Genomic DNA, 11,875 nt, shown 5'->3' on the forward strand with positions numbered 1-11,875 from the left:
CGTCCGCCGGCAGCTGGCCGAGAACGACCTGGACGCCGCCCAGATCCAGGGCACGGGCGCCGGCGGGCGCATCACCCGCAACGACGTGCTCCAGGTGATCGAGGCGAGGGGCGGCACCGGCCGGGCGCCGTCCGCCCCGGCCGAGGCGGCGCCCGAGGCCCCGGCCCGGCCCGCGGCCGCGCCCCAGGGCCAGCCGGCCGCCCCGGCCCAGCCGGCGGCCCGCCAGGCCCCGGCCCCGGCCCAGCCGGCCGCCCGCCAGGCCGCGCCGACCCCGGTCGGCCGGGCCGAGCCGTTCCCGGCGGCCACGGCGAGCGACCGCGACGAGGTCGTGCCGTTCACCAACATCCGGCGGCGCACGGCCGAGCACATGGTCCGCTCGCAGGCCACGTCGGCCCACACGCTGGTCGTCGTCGAGGTGGACTACGCCAACGTCGAGAAGGTCCGCCTGCCCCGGCGCGAGGCGTTCAAGGCCGAGGAGGGCTTCTCGCTCACCTACCTGCCGTTCATCGCCAGGGCGACCATCGACGCCATCGCCGACTTCCCGCACGTGAACGCGTCGGTCGGCAACGACGAGCTGATCGTCCACCGGTACGTGAACCTCGGCATCGCCGTGGACCTCGACTTCGAGGGCCTCATGGTCCCGGTCATCCACGACGCCGACGGCAAGCGCCTCCGGGTGATCGCGAGGGAGGTCAACGACCTCGCCCGCCGGGCCCGCAGCAAGAAGCTCGGGCCGGACGACATCAGCGGCGGCACGTTCACGATCACCAACGCCGGCCCGTTCGGCACCCTGATCACGGCGCCGGTCATCAACCAGCCCCAGGTCGCCATCCTCGCCACCGACGGCGTGCGGAAGCGGCCGGTGGTCGTGCAGGGCCCGGACGGCAGCGACGCCATCGCCATCCACCCGGTCGGCAACCTGGCCCTCTCCTTCGACCACCGCGCCTACGACGGGGCCTACGCCTCGGCGTTCGCCGGCCGCATCCGGGAGATCCTGGAGACGAGGGACTGGTCCGCTGAGCTCTAGGGCCCTGCACGCCCGCTGGCTGGGGCGGGTCCGCTACCGGGACGCGCACGCCCTCCAGCGGGCGCTGTTCGAGCGGTCGGCCGAGGACCACCTGCTCCTCCTCGAGCACCCCCACGTGTACACGCTGGGGGTGCGGGCCGACCTCGCGCACGTGCTCGTCCCGCCGGCCGACGTCGGCGCCGAGCTGGTGCGCACCGACCGGGGCGGCGACGTCACCTACCACGGGCCCGGCCAGCTGGTCGGCTACCCGATCGTGTCGGTGGCGATGGGGCCGTCCGCCATCCCGGACTACGTCCGCTCCGTCGAGCAGCTGCTGATCGACGTGCTGGCCGACCTCGGCCTGCCCGGCGCCGACCGCCTGCCCGGCTACCCGGGCGTGTGGGTCGGCGTCGGCACCGACCGGCCCCGCAAGGTGGCGGCCATCGGCGTGCGGGTGACGAGGGGCAGGACCATGCACGGGTTCGCCCTGAACGTCGACCCGGACCTCGCCTACTTCGGGCACATCGTCCCGTGCGGCATCGCCGACAAGGGGGTGACGTCGCTCGCCGCCGAGGGCGTGCGGGCGCGGATGCGGGAGGTGGTCGACGCCGTCGTCGCCAGGGCCGCCGGCCGGTGGGGGCACGACGAGGTCGAGCGCCAGGACGTCGCCTGGCGGCACCGGACGGCCGACCTGTCCCCGTTCTCCCGGGGCGAGGGGCCGGGCGCGCCGGTGCGGCTGCTCGGCCGGCTGGCCGAGGCCGGCGTGGCCGACGGCCTGTCCGTGCGGGAGCGCAAGCCGGACTGGCTGCGGGCCAAGGCCCACATGGGCGGGGACTACCTGCGGCTGAAGCGCACGATGCGCGACCTGTCGCTCGTCACCGTGTGCGAGGAGGCCGGCTGCCCGAACATCTTCGAGTGCTGGGCCGACGGCACGGCGACGTTCATGATCAACGGCGAGCGGTGCACGAGGGCGTGCGGGTTCTGCCTGGTCGACACCCGCCACCCCGAGCCCCTCGACGCCGGCGAGCCCGAGCGGGTGGGGGAGGCGGTCGAGCGGATGGGGCTGGCCCACGCCGTGGTCACCGCGGTGGCGAGGGACGACCTGCCCGACGGCGGGGCCGCCGCCTTCGCCGAGACGGTGCTGGCCGTGCGCCGGCGCCGGCCGGGGACGAGGGTCGAGGTGCTGATCCCCGACTGCAAGGGCGATCCCGAGGCGCTCGACGTGATCTTCGCCGCCCGGCCGGACGTGCTGAACCACAACCTGGAGACCGTCGCCCGGCTCCAGCGGGCCGTGCGCCCGTCGGCGTCCTACGCCCGCAGCCTGGCCGTGCTCGGCCGGGCCGCCGACGCCGGGCTGGTGACGAAGTCCGGGATCATCCTCGGGATGGGGGAGACCGACGAGGAGGTCGTCGGCGCCCTGGTGGACCTCCGCGGGGTCGGCGTGCAGATCGTCACGCTCGGCCAGTACCTGCGGCCGACCAGCCACCACCTGCCCGTCGCCCGCTGGGTGCCGCCGTCGACGTTCGACCGGCTCCGGGAGGTCGGCGAGGCCCTCGGCTTCGCCCACGTGGAGTCCGGCCCGCTCACCCGGTCGAGCTACCACGCCCGCCAGGCGGCCGAGGGCGCGTCGGTCACGCCCGTCTCGCTCGGGGTGGCGCCCGGCCGGTAGGTCCCCCGGCGGCCGCGTCCCGGCCGTCGGTCGGCCGGGAAGCCGCCCCGCCGTGACGATCGGCCGGCGCGGGCCCGGTTGGTGGGTCGATCGCCGTCACGGCCGGCGGCGGTGCGGGGTCCCAGGCGCGACGCTGGCGGGCAACCGGCCGGGCGGCGGGGCCGTAGCCTGCGGGCATGTTCGCCGAGCGCATGGAGCGGGCGCGGGCCCGCATGGCGGAGCTGGACGTCGACGTGCTGCTGCTGTCCGTCGGCGCCGACCTCCCGTACCTCACCGGCTACGAGGCGATGCCCCTCGAGCGGCTCACGATGCTCGTCCTGCCGAGGGAGGGCGACGCCGTCCTGCTCGTCCCCCGGCTCGAGGTGCCGCGGGTGACGCCGAGGCCCGAGCTGTTCGAGCTGGTCGGCTGGGAGGAGACCGACGACCCCGTCGAGCTCGCCGCCAAGGCGGCCGGCCGGCCGGCGGTGGCGGCCGTCGGCGACCGCACCTGGGCCCGCTTCCTCGTCGACCTGCTGCCGCGGCTGCCGTCGACCCGGTGGGTGAAGGGCTCGGAGGTGACGGCGCCGCTGCGGTCGGTCAAGGACGCCGCCGAGGTGACGGCCCTGCGCCGGGCGGCGGCCGCCGCCGACCGGGTGGCCGCCCAGCTCCAGGCCGGCGAGATCCCCCTCGTCGGGCGGACCGAGGCGCAGGTGTCGGCCGACATCGGCCGGCGGCTGGTGGCCGAGGGGCACGACCGGGTGAACTTCGCCATCGTCGGCGCCGGCGAGAACGCCGCCAGCCCGCACCACGAGCCGTCCGAGCGGGTGATCCGGCCCGGCGACGTCGTCCTCTGCGACTTCGGCGGGACCATGGACGGCTACTGCTCGGACATCACCCGCTGCGTGTCGCTCGGCGAGCCCGACCCGCAGCTGCGCGACCTGTACGCCGTCCTCCAGGCGGCCCAGGCGGCGGCCGTCGAGGCCGCGGTCGTCGGCACGCCGTGCGAGGACGTGGACGGCGTCGCCCGCCGGATCATCACCGAGGGCGGCTACGGCGACCACTTCGTCCACCGCACCGGGCACGGCATCGGCCTCGAGGAGCACGAGGACCCCTACCTCGTCGCCGGCAACTGCGAGGCGCTGGCCCCCGGGCACGCCTTCTCGGTCGAGCCCGGCATCTACCTCCAGGGCCGCTTCGGCGCCCGCATCGAGGACATCGTGGTCGCCACCGAGGCCGGCCCCGAGGCCCTCAACCAGGCCGACCACGCCCTCGTGGTCGTCGACGCCTGACCGGTACGCTCGGCTCGTGGCCACGACCCGGGTCGCACCGCCGGGGCCCGGCGCGCTCCGCCAGGACGCCCGCCGGCTCGCTGCCGAGGGGTGAGCTCCAGCCCGGACCCGGTCGGCTCGTCGACGGCGCCTGCCGGCCCCGCTGAGCGCGAGCGGGGCGTCCCGTCGTGATCCGGCTCGACGCCGCGACGGTGCTGCTGCAGTTCGCCACCGGCGGGCTGCTGTTCCTCTGGGTGACGTCCCGGCGGCGCGAGGTGGGCATCGGCTACGGCTGGCTGCTGCGGTCGTTCTACGCGCTGGTCGCCGCCGGCGCCGTCGTCGCCGGGCGGCTGCTCGAGCCCGTCCCCGCCCGGGAGTGGGCGTCGGCCGGCGTGGCCGTCGCCGCGCTGGCCGCGCTGGCCGTCTCGGTCGTCCGCCGGCGGGCCGGGGTCGCCGGCGAGCGGGAGCGGCGGGAGCGCCGCTCGGCCCGGGTGGCGGCCATGACCGGCGGCCGGCCCGAGCCGGCCGGCGAGCGCGTCCCCGACCCGTCCGTGCCCGAGTTCCCGCCGGCGCTCGACCTCGTGGCCCCCGCCGTCGGCGCCCTCGGGCTGGTCGCCGCGGCCCTCGACGCCGGCGGGCCGGCCGGCCTGGCCGTCGCCCGCACCCTCGTCGGCGCGGCGTTCCTCGGCAGCGTCAGCGACGCCATGCTCCTCGGCCACTGGTACCTCGTGCAGCCGGGGCTCGGCCGGGCGCCGCTGCTCGAGCAGGTGCGGTGGCTCGGGGTGCTGTGCCCCGTCGAGGTGGCCGTCCTCCTGTGGCCGACGGGGATGGGGTCGGTCATCACCGGCACCGTGGACGACGGGTGGAACGGCACCCTCGGCTGGTTCTGGGTGGCGTGCGCGGTGACCACCGCGGGCCTGGCCGTCGTCACCCGGGCGGCCCTGCGGGAGCGGGCCTACTCGGCCGTGATGGCGGCCACCGGGCTGCTCTATCTGGCCATCCTCACGGCGTTCGGGACCGACCTCGTGGCCAGAGCCGTGCTGGCCCCTTGACAGTCGGGCACACTTGAGGGCATGCCCCGGGCGATATGGAGCGGGTCGATCAGCTTCGGTCTGGTCAACATCCCGATCAAGCTGTACACCGCCGTCTCCAGGAAGAGCGTCTCGTTCAACCAGATCGACGCCCGCACGGGCGCCCGCGTGAAGTACCAGCGGGTGTCGGCGGCGGACGGCAGCGAGGTGCCGTACGACCAGATCGTGAAGGGCTACGAGCTCAGCTCGGGGCACTACGTGACGGTCACCGACGAGGAGCTGGCGTCCCTCGACCCCGAGGCGTCGCGCACGATCGACATCGAGGAGTTCGTCGACCTCGCCGGCATCGACCCGCTGTTCTACGACGCCGCCTACTACGTGGCGCCGGACAAGGCGACGGTCAAGCCGTACGCGCTGCTCGTGCGGGCCATGGAGGAGTCGGGCAAGGTGGCCATCGCCCGCTTCGTGATGCGCACCAAGCAGTACCTCGCCGCCCTGCGGCCCCAGGACGGCAAGCTCGTGCTGTCGACCATGGTCTACGCCGACGAGGTCGTGGAGCCGGCCGACATCGGCGAGATCGCCGCGCTGGACAGCGTGGAGCTGTCCGACCGGGAGCTGGCGATGGCCCGCCAGCTGGTCGAGTCGCTGTCGGACGAGTTCCAGCCCGAGAAGTACCGCGACACCCACCGGGACCAGGTGCTCGAGCTGATCGAGCGCAAGGCCGCGGGTGAGGAGGTCGTGGAGATGGCCCCGGCGGCCGAGGCGCCGAAGGTGGTCGACCTCATGGCCGCGCTGGAGGCCAGCGTGGCGGCGGCCAAGGAGGCGAGGAAGCGCCACCCTACGAGTCGCGCCAGCGGCGCGGCGCGTGACGGCGAGGCCGCCGAGGACGGGGAGGCGCCGGCGAAGAAGGCCGGCGCGAAGAAGGCGGCCAAGGCCGCGCCCGCCCCTGCCGCGGCCGCCGACGGGAACGGGGCGGCGAAGGCGCCGGCCAAGAAGGCGGCCGCGCCCCGCCGGCGCAAGTCCGCCTGACGGCCGAGGGCGTGCCCGCCGCCGCCACCGTCAGCATCGAGGGACGCACCCTCCGGCTGTCCAACCTCGACAAGGTCCTGTATCCCGAGGCCGGGTTCACCAAGGCCGAGGTCATCGACTACTACGCCAGGATCTCGCCGGCGTTGCTCACCCACTCGGCCGGCCGGGCCATGAGCCTGCGCCGGTTCCCCGACGGGGTCGACGGCGAGTCGTTCTTCGAGAAGCGCTGCCCGTCGTACCGGCCGGAGTGGATGGCGACCTACCCCGGCCCCGGCGACCACGTCGGCGAGATCCGGTACTGCGGCATCGACGACGTGGCGTCCCTGGTGTGGCTGGCCAACCTGGCCGCGCTGGAGCTGCACGCGCCGATGGCGAGGGGGACCGACCTCGAGTCGCCCCACATGGTGGTGTTCGACCTCGACCCCGGCCCCGGCGTCGGCATCCCGGAGTGCGCCAGGGTCGCGCTCGACATCCGCGAGGTGCTCGACGGGCTCGGGCTCGAGTCGGTGGTGAAGACGTCGGGGTCCAAGGGGCTCCAGGCGTACGTGCCGCTGAACGTCGACGGCCACACCCACGCCGGCACCGCCGCCTTCGCCCAGGCCGTCGCCCAGCTGCTGGAGAAGCGGGACCCGAAGCGGGTGACGAGCGTGATGCGCAAGGACCTGCGGGGCGGCAAGGTGTTCATCGACTGGAGCCAGAACAGTCGCCACAAGACGACCGTGTGCGCCTACTCGCTCCGGGCCCGCCCCCGCCCGACAGTGTCGACGCCGGTCACGTGGGACGAGGCCGAGGCGGCGGCGAGGGGGAAGGACCCGCTCGTCTTCGAGGCGGCCGACGTGCTCGACCGCGTCGACGAGCTCGGCGACCTGTTCGAGCCGGCCGCCACCGTGGAGCAGGAGCTGCCCGGCTGAGCGTCCCGGCGGGGCGCGGCGCCGACGTGCCCCCGGAGCCTCGCCGCCGCTAGGCGCGGCGGACGACGAAGTACTTGGCCCTGGGGTGGTGGCAGATGATGGCGCTGGTCGTCTGCTCGGGCTGGTACTGCCAGCCGGTCTCCTCGGACACCTCGATGCCGAGGCGGTCGGCCTCGAGCAGCTCGGCGACCTTGGCGTTGTCCTCGAGGTCCGGGCAGGCCGGGTAGCCCCACGAGTAGCGCCCGCCCCGGTACTGCTGGCGGAACAGCCCGTGGAGGGTGGGGCCGTCCTCGTCGCCGAAGCCCCACTCGACCCGGATGCGGCGGTGCCACAGCTCGGCCAGCGCCTCGGTCATCTCGACGCCGAGGCCGTGCAGGAGCAGGTAGTCGCGGTACTGGTCGGCGGCGAACAGCTCGGCCGTCGCCTCCGACACCGCCCGGCCCATGGTGACGACGTGGAAGGCGGCGTAGTCGTCCTCGCCCGACTCGACCGGCCGGAAGAAGTCGGCGACGCACAGCCACGGCTCGGCCGGCTGGCGGGGGAACCGGAACCGCAGCCACTCGGCCGTGCGGGTCTCGTCCTTCCACACGACGAGGTCGTCGCCGTCTGCATTCACCCGGAAATAGCCGTAGACGACCTGGGGGACGAGCACCCCGGACGCCTTGGCCGCCGCCAGCTGCTCGCGGAGGACGGGCCGGATGCGGGCCTTGAAGTCGTCGTCGCCCTCGCCCGCCTCCGGCCGGTACTGCCACTGGTTGCGGAAGAGCGCGGTCTCGTTCAGGTAGGCGGCGATGTCGTCGAGGGAGATCCCCTTCACGATGGTCGACCCGACGAACGGCGGGACGGGGACGGGCACGTCGGTCGCCACCTCGGGCGAGCGCCTCGGCCGGTCGACGGCGGTCGCCGCCAGCGCCGCGTCCCGCTCGGACTTCCTCGGCGGCAGCACCCGGCCGGTCGGGACCCGCCCGAAGTCGGGGTCGTCCTCGCCGGTGCGCCGGAGCTCGCCCAGCCGGTCCATCACCCGCAGGCCCTCGAACGCGTCGCGGCCGTAGAACAGGCGGCCGGCGTACACCTCGCGCAGGTCCCGCTCGACGTAGGAGCGGGTGAGGGCGGCGCCGCCGAGGAGCACGGGGATGTGGGACAGGTTGCGCTCGTTCAGCTCCACGAGGTTGTCCCGCATGATGAGCGTGCTCTTCACCAGCAGGCCGCTCATGCCGATGGCGTCGGCCTTCACCTGGACGGCCTTGTCGACCATCTCCGACACCGGCACCTTGATGCCGAGGTTGTGCACCTCGTAGCCGTTGTTCGTGAGGATGATGTCGACGAGGTTCTTGCCGATGTCGTGCACGTCGCCCCGCACGGTGGCCAGCACGATCCGGCCCTTGCCGCCCTCGTCGGACCGCTCCATGTGCGGCTCCAGGTAGGCGACCGCCGTCTTCATGGTCTCGGCCGACTGGAGGACGAACGGCAGCTGCATCTCGCCCGAGGCGAACAGCTCGCCGACCTCCTTCATCCCGGAGAGGAGGACGTCGTTGACCACGGCCAGCGCCGTCAGCCCCGAGGCCAGCGCCTCGTCGAGGTCGGCCTCGAGGCCGTCGCGGTCGCCGTCGACGATGCGCCGGGCGAGACGCCGCTCGACCGGCCACCCCGAGCGGTCCTCCTTCTCGACGGTCGCCGCCTTCACGTCGGCGAACACGTCGAGCAGCCGGGCCAGCGGGTCGTAGTCGGGGGTGCGGCGGTCGTGCACGAGGTCGAGGCAGACCTGGCGCTGCTCGTCGGGGATGCGGTTGAGCGGCATGATGCGCCCGGCGTGGACGATCGCCGCGTCCAGCCCGGCGGCCACGCACTCGTGCAGGAACACCGAGTTGAGGACGTGGCGGGCGGCCGGGTTCAGGCCGAAGGACACGTTCGACACGCCGAGCACGGTCGACACGCCGGGCAGCTCGGCCTTGATCCTGCGGATGGCCTCGATGGTGGCGAGGCCGTCCCGGCGCAGGTCGGCGTCGCCGGTCGACAGCGGGAACGTCAGCGCGTCGATCAGCAGGTCCGTCGGGTCGATGCCGTAGCGCTCGACGGCGAGGTCGTGGATGCGGCGGGCCACCCGCAGCTTCCACTCGACGTCGCGGGCCTGGCCCTGCTCGTCGATGAGCAGGCAGATGACAGCGGCGCCGTACTCCTTGACCAGCCGCATCACCCGGTCGAAGCGGGAGCCCGGCCCCTCGCCCTCCTCCAGGTTGGCCGAGTTCAGGATGGCCTTGCCGCCGATCCACTGGAGCCCGGCCTCCATCACCTGGGGCTCGGTCGAGTCGAGCACCAGCGGGACGCTCGCCTGGGTGGCGAAGCGGCGGGCGACCTCGTCCATGTCGGCGGTGCCGTCGCGGCCCACGTAGTCGACGCACACGTCGAGCACGTGCGCGCCCTCGCGCACCTGGTCCTTCGCCATCTGGGAGCACGTCTCCCAGTCGCCGGCCAGCATGGCGTCGCGGAACCGCTTCGAGCCGTTGGCGTTGGTGCGCTCGCCGATGATGAGGAACGACGTGTCCTGGCGGAACGGGACCATGCTGTAGATGGACGCCGCGCCCGGCTCGCGCTCGGGGGCCCGGGGCGCCGGCGTGAGGTCCCGGCAGGCCTCGACGACCTTGCCGATGTGCTCTGGGGTCGTGCCGCAGCAGCCGCCGACGATCGACACGCCCAGCTCGGCGACGAAGCGGCGGTGGTGGTCGGCCAGCTGGTCCGGCGTGAGGTCGTAGTGCATGCGGCCGTCGACCACGGAGGGCAGGCCGGCGTTCGGCAGGCACGAGATCGGGGCGGGCGAGTGCGCCGACAGGTGGCGCAGGTGCTCGCTCATCTCGGCCGGCCCGGTGGCGCAGTTCACGCCGATCACGTCGGGCCGCAGCGCCTCGACGGCGGTGAGCGCGGCGCCGATCTCGGTGCCGGGCAGCATCCGGCCGGTGACCTCCATGGTCACCTGGACCTGGAGGGGGACCTCGCGGCCGAGCTTGGCCATCGCCCGGCGGGCGGCGACGATGGCCGCCTTCGCCTGGAGGAGGTCGTACACGGTCTCGACCACGAGCAGGTCGACGCCGCCCTCGAGCAGGCCGAGCGCCTGGACCTCGTAGGCGTCGCGGAGCTGGGCGTAGCGGATCTGGCCGAGCGACGGCAGCTTCGTGCCCGGGCCCATCGAGCCGGCCACCCAGGCGTCGTAACCGGACGCCACCTCGCGGGCGATGCGGGCGGCGGCGACGTTCAGCTCGTGGGCGCGGTCGGCGAGGCCGTACTCGGCGAGGGGGACGGCGAAGGCGCCGAACGTGTCGGTCTCGACGACGTCGACCCCCACGTCGAGGAACGACCGGTGCACGTCGGCGACCACGTCCGGCCGGGTCACGGCCAGGATCTCGTTGCACCCCTCGAGCTCGGGCCCGCCGAAGTCGTCGGGGCCGAGGTGGCGCAGCTGGATGTTGGTGCCGGTCGCGCCGTCGAACACGACGACCCGTTCCCGCACGGCGTCGAGATAGCTGCCTGGCACGCGCCGAGCCTACCGAGCGTCGGGGTGCCGACGGTCCGTGGTCGTCCGGCGGCGGCGCAGGCGGGCGACCAGGCGCGAGATCCGCCCCGGCCGGCCCTTCTCGGCCCGCGGCGGCGGGCGCCGCCCCGGCCGCAGCTCGAGGTACACGGCCTTCGCCGCGCCGAGGAGCGGCACCGACACCAGCGCGCCGGGCACCCCGGCGGCCGAGACGCCGATCAGCGCGGCGATCATCGTCGCCGGCGGGGACAGGTCCACGGCGTCGCCGACCACGAGGGGCTGGAGCACGTTGTTCTCGAACTGGAGGTAGAGGACGAAGAACACGGCGCACACCACGCCGGTGGTCGCCCCCTGGGTGAAGCCGAGCAGCACGAACGGGATGCCGCCGGCGGCGCCGCCGATCTGGGGGACGAGGTCGAACACGGCCACCCACACGGCGATGAGCGGGGCGAGGGGCAGGCCGAGGACGAGGGCGACGACGAGCACGGTCGTCCCCGCGATCGACGCCACCAGCAGCGAGCCGGCGAAGTACTTGCCGACGATCCGGTAGAAGAGGTCGCCCATCCGCTCGACCCGGGGGCGGTAGCGGTGGGGGACGAGGCGGCGGGCCCGGCGGACGAGGCGGTCGCCGTCGAGGAGCAGGGCGACGGTGACGAGGAGGGTGGCGACGGCGGCGAGGAGGCCGCCGAGCACGGCCCGGGCCGCGCCCTCGATCGGGCTGGTGTCGCCGGCCAGGCGCTCGGGGAAGTCCTCGAGGAAGGCCTGGACCCGGGCCGGCACGTCGTTGTCCCGCAGGGTCTCGCCGATGAGCGGGAGCGAGTCGAGGTCCTCGACGACCGACGGGATCTCCTCGTCGAGGTCGCGGGCCTGGCGCACGGCCGGCGGGCCGAGGACGACGGCCGCGAGGGTGACGGCGAGGACGAGGGCGGCGAGCACGGCCGCCACGCCGACCCCCCGCTTCACGTGCAACCGCCGCTGCACGGCGCCGACCAGCGGGTTCAGCGCGAGCGCGAGCAGGGTGGCGATCAGGCACCACGTGAGCGTGCGGGTCGCCGACCGGACGACGCCGGTGCCGGCGACGATGACGGCGAAGGCGATCATGGCGACGACGACCGAGCGCGGGTCGAGGTCGACCGTGCGCACCGGCGCCGGCGCCGCCAGCCCCGCCGGGTCGTCCGCCGGGACCGGCCCCGCCGCCGGGGCCGCGACCGCGTTGGGCGCGCCGCCGGCTGGGGTGGGGGCCGGGGTCGCGGCCTGGCCCGAGGCTCGGTCGCCGGTCGGCGCTGGTCCGGACGGCGCGTCCTGGCTCGGGTTGACGTCGTCCCGGCTGCGGCCGTCGGGCGGCGCCGGCGCCTCGTCGGTGGGCGGGTCGCCGGTCGCGGCGGCCGTTGCCGTGGCGGCCCCCGAGCGGTCGTCGGGGGCGGCGGGCCGGGGCACCCCGGGCGCGGCCGGCATCACC

The 11,875-nt window shown here is 74.8% G+C and carries 8 protein-coding genes; 6 read left to right on the forward strand and 2 right to left on the reverse strand.

Features of this window, described 5'->3' with window-relative positions:
- The 6 genes from VGB14_03670 to ligD form a co-directional block, all read left to right on the forward strand.
- A partial coding sequence (locus tag VGB14_03670) for a dihydrolipoamide acetyltransferase family protein (protein HEX9992005.1) occupies positions 1-1,027 on the forward strand: 1,027 nt, incomplete at its 5' end.
- Between the two features lie 19 nt (positions 1,028-1,046).
- A complete protein-coding gene (gene lipA, locus VGB14_03675; GenBank protein ID HEX9992006.1) occupies positions 1,047-2,675 on the forward strand; it encodes a lipoyl synthase in 1,629 nt (542 codons plus the stop codon).
- Positions 2,676-2,851: 176 nt separating this feature from the next.
- Positions 2,852-3,943, forward strand: a complete 1,092-nt coding sequence (locus tag VGB14_03680) for a Xaa-Pro peptidase family protein (protein HEX9992007.1) — start codon at positions 2,852-2,854, stop codon at positions 3,941-3,943.
- A gap of 167 nt (positions 3,944-4,110) precedes the next feature.
- On the forward strand, positions 4,111-4,974 hold the full coding sequence (locus VGB14_03685; protein HEX9992008.1) for a hypothetical protein: 864 nt from the start codon (positions 4,111-4,113) through the stop codon (positions 4,972-4,974).
- A 21-nt stretch (positions 4,975-4,995) separates the two neighbouring features.
- Positions 4,996-5,982, forward strand: coding sequence for a Ku protein (locus VGB14_03690; protein HEX9992009.1), 987 nt, complete (start codon positions 4,996-4,998; stop codon positions 5,980-5,982).
- 11 nt (positions 5,983-5,993) lie between these two features.
- Positions 5,994-6,893: a non-homologous end-joining DNA ligase gene (gene ligD / locus VGB14_03695; GenBank protein ID HEX9992010.1), complete on the forward strand. Its 900-nt coding sequence runs from the start codon at positions 5,994-5,996 to the stop codon at positions 6,891-6,893.
- A 49-nt stretch (positions 6,894-6,942) separates the two neighbouring features.
- Here the strand turns inward: ligD and metH are convergent, their stop codons facing one another.
- Positions 6,943-10,419, reverse strand: a complete 3,477-nt coding sequence (gene metH / locus VGB14_03700; protein ID HEX9992011.1) for a methionine synthase — start codon at positions 10,417-10,419, stop codon at positions 6,943-6,945.
- 9 nt (positions 10,420-10,428) lie between these two features.
- Positions 10,429-11,871: an AI-2E family transporter gene (locus VGB14_03705; protein ID HEX9992012.1), complete on the reverse strand. Its 1,443-nt coding sequence runs from the start codon at positions 11,869-11,871 to the stop codon at positions 10,429-10,431.
- Positions 11,872-11,875 lie beyond the last annotated feature (4 nt).

The sequence above is a fragment of the Acidimicrobiales bacterium genome, assembly GCA_036399815.1.
Lineage (GTDB): Bacteria > Actinomycetota > Acidimicrobiia > Acidimicrobiales > DASWMK01 > DASWMK01.

Bases quoted from the DNA above. Each gene is read 5' to 3' on its own strand.
- VGB14_03680 (HEX9992007.1), top strand. From the start codon at position 2,852: ATGTTCGCCGAGCGCATGGAGCGGGCGCGGGCCCGCATGGCGGAGCTG.
- VGB14_03705 (HEX9992012.1), bottom strand. From the start codon at position 11,871: ATGCCGGCCGCGCCCGGGGTGCCCCGGCCCGCCGCCCCCGACGACCGC.
- VGB14_03690 (HEX9992009.1), top strand. From the start codon at position 4,996: ATGCCCCGGGCGATATGGAGCGGGTCGATCAGCTTCGGTCTGGTCAAC.